We start from the raw sequence: 13,800 nt of genomic DNA, 5'->3' as shown, positions 1-13,800 counted from the left end.
CGCATGACGTTGATCTGCAGAACACCGAGAGACGTCCGCAACCGAACAGAATTAACGTTATGCAAACCGGTCTAGAGATTTAAACCGGACAGTGGTCGGTGATGCCGAGAGTACATTACAGACTTCTCGGCATCACCCTAGGATACGCTCAATTTGGCAGCTTAGGCACTATTGAGCGGGTGCATCGGGCAACGCGTAAGCGATGACATAATCGCCGCGGTCACGATTGGTTCCGGTACGGGTCGCCCCGCCGTCCACGACGATGATGTACTGCTTGCCATTCTTGTCCATGTAGGACATCGGTACGCCCTGGCCGCCGACCGGCAGGCGCGAGCGCCACAGTTCGTCGCCCGTGTCGTTGTCGAATGCCCGGACATAATAGTCCAGCGATCCATGGAAGAACGTCAGGCCGCCCTTCGTGACCAGTGGTCCGCCCAGAACCGGCATGCCGATCGGGATGTTGACGCCCGGGCGAATGCCGTTCTTGAAGATGCCGTAGATCGTGGCGTCTTCCATGCTGCCAAGGGGCACCTGCCAACGGACCTTGTTGGTCGTCAGATCGACGGCCGTCATCGAGCCATAGGGCGGCTTGAAGCATGGGGTGCCGAGCGGTGACAGGAACATGCCGCGCTCCACACCCCAAGGGGTGCCGTTCTGTTCGGAATACTCGCCTTCCGTCGACGGGACGAGACCTGCCTTGCTGGCGTCTTCACGCTTGAGGAACTTGCCCCACATCGCCATGCGGATGTCGTTGACGATCAGGGTTCCCGTCGTCGGGTCGATGGCGCCACCGCCCCAGTTGAAGCCGCCGTAATATCCCGGCCAAATCAACGTGCGTTGCTTGTCGGAGAGCGGTGTCCATTCACCTTCCCAGCGCATCTGCTTGAACTGAACTCGGCAATAGAGCTGATCGAAGATCGTGGCGCCCCACATGTCCGATTCTTTTAGCGGATCGACGCCAATGGACAGGGCTGAGTAAGGCTGGGTCTCGGACACCTGCATGCCCGGCATGACGTCGGTTGCGACCTTTCTGTATTCCACCGGAAAAACGGGCTTGCCGTCGCGCCGGTCGAGAATGAATACCTGCCCGCGCTTCGTCAGCTGAATCACGACCGGAACGGTCGTGCCGTCCTTGCGCGGCAGATCGTAGAGAATCGGCTGCGAGGTGACGTCATAGTCGAACTGGTCGATGTTGGCGGTGCGGAAATGCCACCGTTCCTTGCCCGTCTTCAAGTCTACCGCGACAATAGCGTCGTTGTATTCGTTGGAGTAGGGATGGCGGTTGCCAGTCCAGAAGTCCGGGGTCTGGTTGCCCGTCGGGAAGTATGCCAGGCCAAGTTTGGGATCGTATGCGGCGGTGCCCCAGAAATTGGGGGTTTCGGGCGCGTAGTATTGCCCCTCGGGCAGCGGCGTGCTGTCCGTCGCGCCACGGGCAGGATCCCAGGCCCATAGGATGTTACCACTGACGACGTCGAAGCCGCGGACGACACCCGAAGGCTCGCCGACAGTCAGGTTGTCGTTCAGGCGTCCGCCGACGACCACAACACCATCAGCAACCAAAGGCGCCGACGTGACGTTGTAGCTGCCAACCTGACCACCCTTGGGATCGGGCGTTAGGCCGACGGTCAGATCGACATAGCCGTTGACGCCGAAACCTTCGCAAAGCTTGCCGGTCTCTGCATCCACAGCCAGAATGCGCGCATCGATAGTCGTCTCGATGATGCGCTTGCGGCATGTTGCGACCGCCGGGTCCCCGGTGTTGGCGACCGGCTGGCCGCCGCTCTGGTCAGCCTTTAGCTGGTCGAGATCGGCATATCCGACGCCACGGCAACGCTTCCAGCCCTTGACGCTTTCGCTGATCTTCGGCTGCGGGTCGAAGCGCCATTTTTCCTTGCCCGTTGTCGCATCGATAGCGATCACCTTGCTCAAAGGCGTGCACAGATAAACGGTGTCGTCGATCTTAAGCGGCGTTACCTGATACTCGCCACCATCCACGGCCATTTCGCCGGTCCGGTATGTCCAGGCGACCTTGAGATCCTTGACGTTGGTCTTGTTGACCTGGTCGAACTGAACGAACTTCTGCCCCAGCGTATTGCGACCCCAGGCAGTCCAGTCCGCGCCCTCGGACTTACCGGCATCGGGGCTGACGATTTCCGCCTTCTCCCCGCTGGGCGAGACGGTGGCGTGTGGCCGGAACATACCGACGAACGTTCCCACGACGGCGATCGCCAGCACGGCCGCCACTCCGAAGGCCGGCCGCGGGCCGATGCCGGGCTGACCGTTCTTCTTGCGCAGCAATGGAGAGAACACGCTAACGAGAAGCGTGATTATGGCGAATGCAAAAAGGCGCGGTACCAACTGCCAGAAGTCAATGCCGACCTCCCACAGGGCCCATATGACGCTGGCGACGAGAAGGGCCAGGCTGAGAGGGAAAGCGAAGACTCGCTGGCGGATCAATCCATACCCGACGCCCGCGAGTGCCAGTCCTGCCAGCAGATAAAACCAGGAGCCGCCCAGTACGACAAGGTAAAGGCCGCCTGCGGCCAGTCCCACCCCCAGCAGGGCGAGGACGACGCCGAGCACGATGCGCGCCCAGTTGAGAAAAATATTCATAGAGTAGACCTTGGAATTGAGGTTAAATTGCCTCAACGTGATGCATTTGCATCTGATCAAAATGTCCGCTTAAATAATGCAAAAAACGACCTATCGAGCATGTGAGACAATTTGACCACTTGTATGCCTCTTTTTGAGTTTGTGAAGAAGGAAAAATGCCTCATTATGAGGCATTAATGAGAAGGCGGGAGGATTCTGGGAATGGAAAACTGTTGGCTTGGAGGAGCTAAATGAAAAGGCCGAGCATCAAACAATTGATGGAACTGACCGAGCTTAGCCGTGCGACATTGGATCGCGCGCTCAATCAGCGGCCGGGAGTGCACCCTCGAACGCAGAAGATTGTCGAGCAGGCCCTTGACCGACTGGCGGCTCCTCCACTTGGATCGGACCAGCATCCCGCGCTGCGCTTTCGCTTGTTCGTGCAAACGGGCGAAGCCTTTGTCGAATGGCTGTCCCAGCGGATCGACCATCTTGCGTCGGAGATGGCACATGCCCGCGTTCAGCTCGACCTCGTGAACTGTTTCCGGGATAGCGATGAGCAACTGGCCGCGCGAATCCTGCAGTCCGAGGATTCCGTCGACGGGATTGCCATTGTGGGACGAAATACGGCCGTAACGACCGCCGCATCGCGGCATTGCATGGACAATGGCAAGGCGGTCATCTCGCTTGTTTCGGATTTGGAGCCAGAAGCGCGTCATGCGTTTGTCGGCATAAACAACCGTGCGGCTGGCCAATCGGCGGGGTTTCTCATTGGCCGGCACCTGCAACCACTCCAGTCGCCCAATGTGGCGGTGATAGTGGCGACGGCCGCCTATATCGGTCACGAAGATCGGGAAATCGGGTTTCGCTCGCTCTGTCGCAACAGCTTTCCGAACATCAACATCCTGGAAGTCATCAATGGCCAGGATACGGATGAAGCGAATTACGAGGGCGTGCGGAACTTCATACGCAAGCACGGGCGTCTGGACGGAATTTATAATGTCGGCGGAGGTAACGACGGCATGGCGCAGGCCTTGGTTGAACAGGGCCTTGCTGGTCGTACCGTTTGCATTGCGCATGAGCTGGATAGCGTAACGGAACGACGGCTGCGCTCGGGCGCCATCGACTATGTCCTGTCACAAGATCTGGACAACCTTCTTAGGACGGCCGCCGCCGCGCTCAAGTCCGTTTGCGATGGAAATCTCATCGCCGATCAGACTCTGCTTCCTATAGACACCTATTCGCGCTACTCCCTGCGAAGGGAACATACCGGCTGAGGCTCATAAATACCGGATCAAGAGCCCCAAACTAACTTAAATCAGCGCGCTCGCATCCTGCACCGCGACTTTCTTCTTTGACACGAGCCGATCAAGCTCGATCCGTCCAACCGGATCGAGCAGCTCACCCGTGACCAGCGTGGTGATCAGGCTACGCACCAGCGGTAGCTTGGTCGCCGGGCCGATCATAATGTCGCGACTGAACGGCAATACCGCACTGTCGGATTGATAAAACGGCGTCAGGATCCGGCTCAGCAGCTGATAGAAGCGGATATGGATTTGCCGCTGCTTCAAATGGCGGTTAATGGCATCGCCGACGGTAACCTCGCGACACAGCGCTGAGGCGAGCGACGCAGCGTCGAGCAGCGCCATGTTCGCGCCTTGGCCAAGCTGCGGGCTTGTTGCATGCCATGCATCACCGATTTTCAGAACGTGCTTTCCCGCAACCGGCGTGCGGGTCAGATGCCGGTAGCGCGCGTGCACCGGCTCGGCCACGGCGGCAAGCGCTTCCGCTTCCGGCCAGAAGGATCGCACCGCGTCGATCCAGGCCTCGCGCCCGGCAGCCCGCCACGCCTCGAAATCCTTGTTGCGGATGCTCCAGAAGAACGTCGCCATCGGAGCCGCGCCATCGCGTGCGGTGCCGACAGGCAGCACGCCGGCCATCTGGCTTGCCCTCTTGTATCGTTGCTCCAGCTCGTCCTTGCGGAATACGCCATGCTCCGGCCAGGGCACCGTCGCCCAAAGCGCGCCGTAGCCGAGTTCGGTGGCGGCCTTCGCGGCGACCGGCGAGTTGGCGCCCATGGCGTCAATGGCGAGGTCGGCGGTCGCCGTACGCATGCCGCCGTCGAGGACCAGGCGCGGCGCGCTGCCAGCCTCGATCTCGGTCACCCGCGACGATGTTTCGAACCGCACCCCGGCACTGATAGCAGCCTCAAGCAAGAGGTCGAACAGGGCGACGCGCTGGATGGCGATGCCGTAGGCGCCCGGGCGATAGCCGACATCGAGCACGGTTCTGCCGTTGCCGGCGAGGCGCCCATGCATGCGGCTGATGCGGGCGCCGCGTGCCTCGACTTGATCAAGCAGGCCCATCCGCAAGAGGACCGCAGCACCCGTCGGCTGCAGCACGAAGCCGGAGCCAACCGGCTGCGGCGCGCTCATCTGATCATAGACGGTCACGCGGGCGCCGCGGCCTGCCAGCAGTGCTGCCAGCGAAAGACCGCCAACGCCGGCGCCAGCAATCGCGATGTTGAGCGTTTCAAGCTTCATGGCGCCCAGATCAGCCCAGCTGGCGTTCGATGGCCTTGGCGGCCTGCCAAAGCTCCTCCATCCGCTCCAGCGTCGCCGCCTCCAGCGTTTCACCTTGCGCTTCAAGAGACGTTTCTATGTGGTTGAAACGGCGCCTGAACTTGGTATTCGTACCGCGCAGAGATTGCTCCGGATCAGCCTTCACATGCCGGCCGATATTGACCACCGCGAAGATCAGGTCGCCAAGTTCGTCGCTGACCTTGCCATGATCGCCCGAGGCCAGTGCTTCCCTCAGTTCCCCGATCTCTTCCTCGATCTTGTCGAGAATGGGCTCCGGCGCCGACCAGTCGAAACCGACCTTGGCGGCGCGTTCCTGCAGCTTCAGCGCTTCCGTCAATGCCGGAAAGCTGCGCTGCACGGAGCCGAGAAAACCTGCCTTGAAATCCTCCGAGATTCCGCGCGCGGCCCGGCGCTCGGCACGCTCGCGCTTTTCCGCCTGCTTGATATCGTCCCACTGCTTCTTCACTGCATCGGGCGTATCAGCCTCGGAGCGGGCGAAGACATGCGGATGGCGGCGGATCATCTTAGCCGTGATCGCCTCGACCACATCGCCAAAAGAGAACTCTCCGCCCTCCTCGGCCATGCGGGCATGGAACACGACCTGCAAAAGCAGGTCGCCCAGCTCATCGCAGAGGTCGTCCATGTCGTTACGCTCGATCGCGTCGGAAACCTCGTAGGCCTCCTCGATCGTGTAGGGCTTGATCGTCTCGAAAGTCTGGACGATGTCCCAGGGGCAACCGGTCTCGGGGTTGCGGAGGGCGGCCATGATTTCGATCAGGCGGGAAATGTCTTTGGAGGCTTCCATCGTGTTCTGGTCGCTCGCGTCAGTTCAACGGAATATCGTTGTCGCCCTTGGACGACTGGTAGCTTTCGGAGAGAGCGTCGTAGCGCCCCTTGATTCGCGCCGTCTGCGCCTTGAGGTCGGCCTTTCTGGCGTCGCTCTCGGTCTCGACAAGATCAGCGATCGCGAAGCTGTTCCAGAAGGCGTTGCTGCGACGATAACCGCCCGGCTCGAGCCCGAACACCTCCTTCAGGATCTTCAGGTCGTGGGGGATCGCGAAGGCGTCGCGGGAATCCTCGTGACTGAAGAAATAGTAGAAATTGTCGAAGCCGGCCCAGGTGATCGCCGACATGCACATGGTGCAGGGTTCATGGGTCGAAAGGAAGATCAGGTCCTTGGTGGCGGGCTTATCGCCCAGCTCGTAGAAGCGCTTCAGCGTGTGCACCTCGCCATGCCATAGCGGGTTCTCCAGCTCGTTGTTGGTCTCGGCAATCACGAGCGAAAGGTCCGATTTGCGCAGGATGGCCGCGCCGAAGACCTTGTTGCCGAGGCCGACGCCGCGTTCGGTCATCGGCAGGATATCGTGCTCCATGACATCGAGCAGTCGGGCGGCAATGGTGGTGTCGGACATGATGTTCTCCTTGTTGCCGGCACTCTATCGCCGGCGCCGCGCGAGGCAAACGAGGATTCTTGGCCGCGCCAGAATTTGTCACAGGCTTTGTGCCGCATTGCAGCGTGATTCATCGTGCCACGAGCGCCGCATCGGTGAGTTTTGCTCAAATCATTGACATGCCGGGTAAAACAATACGCGGTCGTAGCGGGTTTGGAATTTATGTTTCTTCATTTGGCTGGTCCGGTGGTGCATATTCCGGCAACTTCGAAATGGATTGATGATGCCTTCCAAGAGTGAGCAACTGTCGGTTTTTCCTGCCTTCGTTCGTGTCGAAGGCAAGATTGCGGCTGTCTTCGGCAATGGCGATGAAGCCTTCGCCAAGGTGCGCCTGCTGTCCAACACCAAGGCCCGGATCGTCGCCTACACGGACCGCCCCGAGGCCGACTATCACGCCCATCTGATCGCCAACCGCGTTGAGACCGTGCGCGCCGCCTTTGCGCCCGAACAGGTTGAGGGCGCGGCGCTTGTCTTCGCGGCCACGGGCGATGCGGCCGCCGATCGCGCCATCGTCGACGCTGCGCGCGCCGCCAAGGTGCCGGCCAATGCCGTCGATCAGCCCGACTACTGCGATTTCTACACCCCGGCGCTCGTCAACCGCGCGCCTGTCGCGGTTGCGATCGGCACGGAAGGGGCAGGGCCTGTTCTCGCGCAGATCATCCGCGCGCAGGTCGATCAGCTGCTGGCGCCGTCGCTCGGTCGCCTCGCGGAGCTGGCTGTCAGCTATCGCGGTCGCGTCGAGCATGCTCTTGAGAAGGGCGCCACGCGCCGTCTCTTCTGGCGTCGCTTCTTCTCCGGTGGTGTGGCCGACGCTGTCTCCAACGAAAACATGCCGCAGGCACAGCGCCTCGCCGACGAACTGTTGCACTCCGCCGACAAGGCCGAGGGCCGCATCTGGTTGGTCGGTGCCGGTCCGGGTGCTGCCGATCTCCTGACGCTGCGCGCCCAGCGCGTGATGATGGAAGCCGATGTCATCGTCTATGACGCATTGGTGCCGCAGGAAATCGTCGACATGGGCCGCCGCGATGCGGAGCGCCTCTCGGTCGGCAAGCGCAAGGGCTGTCATTCCAAGTCGCAGGAAGAGATCAACGACCTGCTGGTCTATCTCGGCCGCGAGGGCAAGCGCGTCGTCCGCCTGAAATCTGGCGATCCGCTGGTCTATGGCCGCGCGGGCGAGGAAATGGCCGCATTGCGCGCTGCCGGCATCGCCTATGAGGTCGTGCCCGGCATCACCTCTGCTTTCGCCGCCGCGGCCGATTTCGAACTGCCGCTGACGCTGCGCGGCGTTGCGTCCTCGCTGGTCTTTACGACGGGCCACGATCTGACCGGCGATGTGCTTCCCGATTGGGCGAGCCTTGCCGTATCCGGCGCCACGATCGCCGTCTACATGGGCCGCACCGTCGCGGCGTCGGTTGCCGAGCGCCTGATGCGCGCCGGAATCGCGCCGGAGACGACGGTCGCCGTCATCGAGAACGCCAGCCGCGCCGATCGCCGGCTGATGCATGGTACGCTGCGCGATCTGCCCGATCTGCAGAACCGTGATGAACTCACCGGACCTGTCATGGTCATCATCGGCGACGCCGTTGCGGGCGCCAATTTCGAACTGTCCGAACCGCTGGTGCGTGCACGCGCCCGGTCCGATGAACTGCTAAGGAGCTGACTATGGGAGACAAGGTTCTGACCGCCAACAGGCTGACCGACGGCATCGCCGTCTGGCTCGATGCCAACGGCACCTGGGTGACGTCGCTGCAGGATGCGCTGGTCGCGCGCCATGCCGAGGCCGTTGCAGCGCTGGAGGCGATCGGCAAGAAGTCCTACGCCGATAATCTGGTCGTTGATGTCGCCGTGGTTGACGTGCAAGAGACCGATGGTGTTCTCTGGCCGCTGCGCCTTCGCGAGCGCATTCGTGCACAGGGTCCGACTATGGAATACGCGCCGGGCTACAAGCCCGCCGATCCCGCATTCATTGCAGTCTGAGGAATACGATGTACCGTTACGACGAATTTGACCACGCCTTTGTCGCCGAGCGCGTCGCGCAGTTCCGCGATCAGGTTGAGCGCCGTCTGTCCGGCGAACTCGCCGAGGATGCGTTCAAGCCGCTGCGCCTGATGAACGGCGTCTATCTTCAGCTGCATGCCTACATGCTGCGTATCGCCATTCCCTATGGCACGCTGAATTCCAAGCAGATGCGGATGCTCGCCCATGTCGCGCGCACCTATGACCGTGGCTACGGCCACTTCACCACCCGCCAGAACCTGCAGTTCAACTGGCCGAAACTATCAGACATGCCCGACGTGCTGGCCGAGCTTGCCACCGTCGAGATGCATGCCATCCAGACCTCTGGCAACTGCATCAGAAACGTCACCGCCGATCATTTCGCCGGTGCCGCCGCCGATGAAGTCGCCGATCCACGTCCTTACGCCGAAATCCTGCGCCAGTGGTCTTCCGTCCATCCGGAATTCTCCTTCCTGCCGCGCAAGTTCAAGATCGCCGTTACCGGTGCCGAGCGGGACCGCGCCGCGATCCAGGTCCACGACATCGGCCTGCACCTGAAGAAGAACGACAAGGGCGAGATCGGCTTTGCCGTCTACGTCGGTGGCGGCCAGGGCCGTACGCCGATGATCGCCAAGCTGATCAAGGACTTCCTGCCGGAAGAGGACCTGCTGTCCTACACCACCGCCGTCATGCGCGTTTATAACCTGCATGGCCGTCGCGACAACAAGTACAAGGCCCGCATCAAGATCCTCGTCCACGAAACGGGCGCCGAGGAACTGGCCCGCCAGGTCGAGGTCGAGTTCGCGGCGCTGAAGGATACCGAGCTGAAGCTCCCGGAAGCTGACGTCGCCGCCATCACCGCCTATTTCGCACCGCCGGCTCTGCCGCAGCGTGCCGAAGGTTGGGAAAACCTTGCGCGCTGGAAGAAGGCCGATCCGGCGTTCTCCCGCTGGGTCCACCAGAACGTCCAGCCGCACAAGAACCCCGACTACGGCATGGTGACGATCTCGCTGAAGCCGATCGGCGGCATTCCGGGCGACGCCTCCGACAGCCAGATGGACGCGGTGGCCGATATCGCCGAGGAATATGCCTTCGACGAAATCCGCGTCAGCCATGAGCAGAACCTCATCCTGCCGCATGTCGCGCTGGCCGATCTCGAAGCCGTCTATCGCGGCCTCGTCGCCATCGGTCTCGCAGAAGCCAATGCCGGCCTGATCACCGACATCATTGCCTGTCCCGGCTTGGACTACTGCGCGCTCGCCAATGCGCGCTCCATCCCGGTCGCGCAGGAAATCTCCAGGCGTTTCGGCAATCCCGAGCGCCAGGCCGAGATCGGTGAGCTGAAGATCAAAATCTCCGGCTGCATCAACGCCTGCGGCCACCACCATGTCGGCCATATCGGCCTCTTGGGCGTCGAGAAGAAGGGTGCGGAACTCTATCAGATCACGCTTGGCGGCTCCGGTGACGAGCACACCTCGATCGGCGAAATCATCGGCCGTGGATTCGAGCCGGAGAAGGTGACGGATGCGATCGAGAAGATCGTCGATACCTATCTCGGCCTGCGCAACGATCCGTCCGAGATCTTCCTCGATGCCTATCGCCGCGTCGGGCCGCAGCCCTTCAAGGATGCGCTCTACGGTGATTCCAAGGCGGAGGCTGCGTGATGACCAGGATCTGGAGAGAAACCGGCTTCGTCGACAACGACCCCTGGGTCATCGAGACCGAGGAAGTGAAGGCGGGCGAGGGGCAGAAGCCTCTGCTCAGCCTAGAGGAACTGGTGGCCAAGGCTGACGAGAGCAACGAAGTCGGCTTCGGCGTGCTGATCAAGCCCGCCGACGACGTGCGCAAGCTCGAGCCCTATCTCTATCGTCTCGAAGTGGTGGCGGTGGCGTTTCCTGCCTTCAACGACGGCCGCTCTTTCAGCCATGCCTCGCTGCTGCGCGAGCGTCTCGGCTACACCAACGAACTGCGCGCCGTCGGCGATGTGCTGATCGACCAGGTGCCATTGATGCTGCGTTGCGGCATCGATAGCTTCGCCGTCACCAACGAGACTGCGATAAAGCGTCTCACGGAGAAGCGCCTGCCTGAGATTCCGCATTATTATCAGCCGACTGCGCGTGACGCGGAGCCGGGCAAGAGCTATAGTTGGCGCCGTCAGGCGAAGCCGGCGGCATAAGGCCGGCTCGCCGTTTCAGAATTTGCGGAACGGTGCAATGAAGACTTTCGAAATCGCGGTGATCGGTGGCGGACTGGCCGGAATGATCGCCGCAATCGCTCTTGGACGCGGCGGACGCAACGTTGCACTCGTTGCGCCGCCGGCACCAAGGGAAGACCGCCGGACGACGGCGCTGATGGATCAGTCGATCCGCTTCATCGACCGGCTGACGCTCTGGGAGCGCCTGCGTCCTTCTTCCGCGCCGCTTTCGACCATGCGCATCATCGACGGCACGAACCGCCTGCTGCGCGCACCGACCGCGACCTTCCGTGCCGCCGAAGTCGGGCTCGAAGCCTTCGGCTACAATTTTCCCAACAAGGCATTGATGGAAGTGCTGGAAGCGGCCGCAGCCGCCGAGGGCAACATCACCCGCTTCACGGCCTTTGCCGATGTGATCGATGTCACCGAAGATGCCGTCTCCATCTCGCTCGACAATGGCGAAACGCTCACCGCCGATTTCGCGATCGGCGCCGATGGCCGCAGGTCGAAGCTGCGCGAGACTGTCGGTATCGACGTCAAGAAATGGTCCTATCCGCAATCGGCCATGGTGCTGAATTTCCAGCATTCCCTGCCGCACGAAAACATCTCCACCGAGTTCCACACGGAAAACGGCCCCTTCACCCAGGTGCCGCTTCCCGGCAATCGCTCAAGCCTCGTCTGGGTGCAGAGCCCGTCGGATGCTCAGACGCGCAGCGAGCTTTCGCTGGCCGAACTCAGCAACGTGGTCGAGGAGCGCATGCAATCGCTGCTCGGCAAGGTGACGGTCGAGGAGGGCGTGCAGATATGGCCGCTGTCCGGCATGATGGCCCACCGCTCGGGCAAGGGCCGGGTGGCGCTGATCGGCGAAGCCGCCCACGTTTTCCCGCCCATCGGCGCGCAGGGGCTGAATCTCAGCTTGCGCGACGTCATGGCGCTGACCGACATCCTCTGCGACCGGCCGGAACTGCCGATATCAAAGGACGCCGGCAGCCAGTTCGACCGCAAGCGCCGCGTCGATATCATGACCCGCACGGCAAGCGTCGATGTGCTGAACCGTTCGCTTCTATCCGATTTCCTGCCGATGCAGGTGCTGCGCGCAGCCGGCCTGCATATCCTGGCCGCCGTACCGCCGTTCCGCAGCATGGTGATGCGTGAGGGTGTCGAGCCCGGACGTGGTCTGCGCGCCATCCCGGATGTGATCAAGGAACATCTACGTCGGAAGAAAGCCTGACTTCATCGCGATCAGGAACAGCGATACGGTCACCACTGACAGCGTCGTGGTGATCAGGATCGTGGCCGACGCCCGCTCCTGCCAGACTCCGTAGAGCTGACCGATGACGAAGACATTGGTTGCCGTCGGCAGGGTGGCGAGCAGGACGGCGGCGTAAATCCACACCGGATCGAAGCCGCCGACCGTTGTCAACGCGAGGTAGACGACGATGGGGTGGATGATCAGCTTGGCCGGAACGATGTAGCTGATTTCAACCGGAATACGCCGCATCGGCCTTAGCGCCAGCGTGACGCCCATGGCAAACAGCGCACACGGGGCAGCGGCCTGCGCGAGATAATCGATAAAGCGCTGGAAGGCCGCCGGCTGCGGTATCTCGAAGCCGGCCGCGACGAAACCAAGTGCGGTCGACAAAATGAACGGATGAAGCGCCACCTTCCGCGCGATATCGAACACCAGCCGTCCGCGTGAACGCTTGTCGTCACCCGACGCCGCCATCATCGCCGGCGCGACGATGAAGTGAAACGCATTTTCGATGCAGACGATCAACGCCACCGGCACGGCAGCCCCTTCGCCGAGCGCCACCAGCGCAAGACCGGGACCCATGTAGCCGATATTGCCGTAGGACCCGGCAAAAGCCTGGATCGTGCTATCGGCAAACGAGTTGCGGCGCAGAAAGCGGCCGATCAGGAACATCGCGATGAAGATCGAATAGGTGGCGGCGAGATCCGTGACGATGAAGTCGATCCGCGTCAGATCCTCGAACGGGGTGCGCGACACCAGCTTGAAATAGAGCGCGGGCAGGGCGGCATAGACGATAAAGGTGTTCAGCCACCCCATCGCCTCGGCCGGTTGCTTGGTCACCTTGGCAGCGATGAAGCCAATGAGGATCAGGCCGAAGAACGGCAGGAGAAGACTGACGATGTCGGCCAAGGGTCATTCCAATGCTGGCGCCGATGTGGCGCTATAGGCGACCAAGACGGCTTGTCGGTGGGAGGAGCCTAGGCTTAGCCGATTTTCATCAGGATTGGAAAGGTCTGCTGGAACCAGATTGCGGCGTCGCTGACAAAACCGAAGATGAAGGCGAGGCCGGTCAGGATCAGGAACACGCCCATGACCTTCTCCACCGTGCCGAGGTGGCGGCGGAAGCGCGTAAGGAAGCCCATGAAGGCGCCGGAAAAGCCGGCGGCGATCCAGAAGGGGATGGCGAGCCCGAGCGAATAGACCGCAAGCAGGCCGGCACCAGAGCCGACCGTTTCGCGCGAGGCGGCAACACCCAGGATGGCACCGAGCACCGGGCCGATGCATGGCGTCCAGCCGAAGGCGAAGGCAAGCCCCATCACATAGGCGCCTGTCAGCGTCGCCGGCTTGCCGCTTCCCTGAAAGCGTGCTTCCCGCGCCAGAACGCCGATGCGGAAGACGCCAAGGAAGTTCAGGCCCATGACGATGATGATCAGCCCGCCGATCTTGGAGAGCAGATCGAGATGCTGCCGCAGCGCCATGCCAATGCTCGACGCGCCGGCCCCGAGCGCCACGAAAACGGTTGCAAAGCCGAGCGTGAAGAACAGCGCCGAAAACAGCACGCCGCGCCGAACATCCGGTGCAACAGCGACCGCCCCGCCGCCCCTGAACTGCTCGACCGATATACCGGCCATGTAACAGAGATAGGGCGGCACCAGCGGCAGCACGCAGGGCGAGAGAAATGACAGGGCGCCGGCAAGCAAGGCACTCAACAGGGAAATATCGGCAATCGACACG

13 protein-coding genes are annotated in these 13,800 nt (G+C 61.9%); 7 read left to right on the top strand and 6 right to left on the bottom strand.

Going from position 1 to position 13,800, the window contains the following annotated elements; all coding sequences use genetic code 11:
• Nucleotides 1–168: 168 nt before the first annotated feature.
• Entirely contained in the window at nt 169–2,613 is a 2,445-nt protein-coding gene (locus ACCD05_RS00695; protein WP_209233345.1) for a membrane-bound PQQ-dependent dehydrogenase, glucose/quinate/shikimate family, read from the bottom strand.
• 230 nt (nt 2,614–2,843) lie between these two features.
• Between ACCD05_RS00695 and ACCD05_RS00690 the strand changes: the two genes are divergently transcribed.
• Complete coding sequence (locus ACCD05_RS00690) at nt 2,844–3,869, top strand: substrate-binding domain-containing protein (RefSeq protein WP_413390555.1); 1,026 nt, start codon at nt 2,844–2,846, stop codon at nt 3,867–3,869.
• 36 nt (nt 3,870–3,905) lie between these two features.
• Here the strand turns inward: ACCD05_RS00690 and ACCD05_RS00685 are convergent, their stop codons facing one another.
• The 3 genes from ACCD05_RS00685 to ACCD05_RS00675 are packed head-to-tail and all read right to left on the bottom strand — an operon-like array spanning nt 3,906 to nt 6,586.
• On the bottom strand, nt 3,906–5,135 hold the full coding sequence (locus ACCD05_RS00685) for an FAD-dependent oxidoreductase (RefSeq protein WP_413390553.1): 1,230 nt from the start codon (nt 5,133–5,135) through the stop codon (nt 3,906–3,908).
• Nucleotides 5,136–5,145: 10 nt separating this feature from the next.
• On the bottom strand, nt 5,146–5,979 hold the full coding sequence (gene mazG, locus ACCD05_RS00680) for a nucleoside triphosphate pyrophosphohydrolase (RefSeq protein WP_413390551.1): 834 nt from the start codon (nt 5,977–5,979) through the stop codon (nt 5,146–5,148).
• Nucleotides 5,980–5,998: 19 nt separating this feature from the next.
• Nucleotides 5,999–6,586, bottom strand: coding sequence for a nucleoside deaminase (locus tag ACCD05_RS00675; RefSeq protein ID WP_413390549.1), 588 nt, complete (start codon nt 6,584–6,586; stop codon nt 5,999–6,001).
• Between the two features lie 59 nt (nt 6,587–6,645).
• Here ACCD05_RS00675 and ACCD05_RS00670 point away from each other — a divergent pair, with 59 nt between their 5' ends.
• The 6 genes from ACCD05_RS00670 to ACCD05_RS00645 are packed head-to-tail and all read left to right on the top strand — an operon-like array spanning nt 6,646 to nt 12,045.
• Nucleotides 6,646–6,846: a hypothetical protein gene (locus tag ACCD05_RS00670; protein WP_413390547.1), complete on the top strand. Its 201-nt coding sequence runs from the start codon at nt 6,646–6,648 to the stop codon at nt 6,844–6,846.
• Between the two features lie 2 nt (nt 6,847–6,848).
• Nucleotides 6,849–8,285 carry a siroheme synthase CysG gene (gene cysG / locus ACCD05_RS00665; protein WP_413390545.1) on the top strand — a complete coding sequence of 479 codons (1,437 nt, stop codon included), beginning with the start codon at nt 6,849–6,851 and terminating at the stop codon, nt 8,283–8,285.
• A gap of 2 nt (nt 8,286–8,287) precedes the next feature.
• Nucleotides 8,288–8,602 carry a DUF2849 domain-containing protein gene (locus ACCD05_RS00660; RefSeq protein ID WP_111561437.1) on the top strand — a complete coding sequence of 105 codons (315 nt, stop codon included), beginning with the start codon at nt 8,288–8,290 and terminating at the stop codon, nt 8,600–8,602.
• Between the two features lie 8 nt (nt 8,603–8,610).
• The gene (locus ACCD05_RS00655; protein ID WP_047510288.1) at nt 8,611–10,284 is read left to right on the top strand and encodes a nitrite/sulfite reductase; all 1,674 of its coding nucleotides are present in this window, start codon (nt 8,611–8,613) and stop codon (nt 10,282–10,284) included.
• Nucleotides 10,284–10,796 carry a DUF934 domain-containing protein gene (locus ACCD05_RS00650; protein WP_413390542.1) on the top strand — a complete coding sequence of 171 codons (513 nt, stop codon included), beginning with the start codon at nt 10,284–10,286 and terminating at the stop codon, nt 10,794–10,796. The genes ACCD05_RS00655 and ACCD05_RS00650 overlap by 1 nt, the downstream gene beginning before the upstream one ends.
• A 37-nt stretch (nt 10,797–10,833) precedes the next feature.
• Nucleotides 10,834–12,045: a UbiH/UbiF family hydroxylase gene (locus ACCD05_RS00645; RefSeq protein WP_413390540.1), complete on the top strand. Its 1,212-nt coding sequence runs from the start codon at nt 10,834–10,836 to the stop codon at nt 12,043–12,045.
• On the opposite strand, the gene ACCD05_RS00640 is transcribed toward ACCD05_RS00645, so the two are convergent.
• Both ACCD05_RS00640 and ACCD05_RS00635 read right to left on the bottom strand, forming a co-directional pair.
• Nucleotides 12,025–12,975 carry an AEC family transporter gene (locus ACCD05_RS00640; RefSeq protein WP_413390538.1) on the bottom strand — a complete coding sequence of 317 codons (951 nt, stop codon included), beginning with the start codon at nt 12,973–12,975 and terminating at the stop codon, nt 12,025–12,027. The genes ACCD05_RS00645 and ACCD05_RS00640 overlap by 21 nt on opposite strands.
• A gap of 74 nt (nt 12,976–13,049) precedes the next feature.
• Entirely contained in the window at nt 13,050–13,799 is a 750-nt protein-coding gene (locus ACCD05_RS00635; RefSeq protein WP_413390536.1) for a cytochrome c biogenesis CcdA family protein, read from the bottom strand.
• Nucleotide 13,800 lies beyond the last annotated feature (1 nt).

This window comes from Rhizobium sp. Rhizsp42 (genome assembly GCF_047304155.1).
Classification (GTDB): domain Bacteria; phylum Pseudomonadota; class Alphaproteobacteria; order Rhizobiales; family Rhizobiaceae; genus Rhizobium.
Note: the sequence above shows the minus strand (reverse complement) of the source record. Positions and strands in the feature narration are given on the sequence as shown.

Bases quoted from the DNA above. Each gene is read 5' to 3' on its own strand.
- ACCD05_RS00645 (WP_413390540.1), top strand. From the start codon at position 10,834: ATGAAGACTTTCGAAATCGCGGTGATCGGTGGCGGACTGGCCGGAATG.
- ACCD05_RS00655 (WP_047510288.1), top strand. From the start codon at position 8,611: ATGTACCGTTACGACGAATTTGACCACGCCTTTGTCGCCGAGCGCGTC.
- ACCD05_RS00695 (WP_209233345.1), bottom strand. From the start codon at position 2,613: ATGAATATTTTTCTCAACTGGGCGCGCATCGTGCTCGGCGTCGTCCTC.
- ACCD05_RS00685 (WP_413390553.1), bottom strand. From the start codon at position 5,135: ATGAAGCTTGAAACGCTCAACATCGCGATTGCTGGCGCCGGCGTTGGC.
- cysG (WP_413390545.1), top strand. From the start codon at position 6,849: ATGCCTTCCAAGAGTGAGCAACTGTCGGTTTTTCCTGCCTTCGTTCGT.
- ACCD05_RS00650 (WP_413390542.1), top strand. From the start codon at position 10,284: ATGACCAGGATCTGGAGAGAAACCGGCTTCGTCGACAACGACCCCTGG.
- ACCD05_RS00675 (WP_413390549.1), bottom strand. From the start codon at position 6,586: ATGTCCGACACCACCATTGCCGCCCGACTGCTCGATGTCATGGAGCAC.
- ACCD05_RS00660 (WP_111561437.1), top strand. From the start codon at position 8,288: ATGGGAGACAAGGTTCTGACCGCCAACAGGCTGACCGACGGCATCGCC.
- ACCD05_RS00690 (WP_413390555.1), top strand. From the start codon at position 2,844: ATGAAAAGGCCGAGCATCAAACAATTGATGGAACTGACCGAGCTTAGC.
- mazG (WP_413390551.1), bottom strand. From the start codon at position 5,979: ATGGAAGCCTCCAAAGACATTTCCCGCCTGATCGAAATCATGGCCGCC.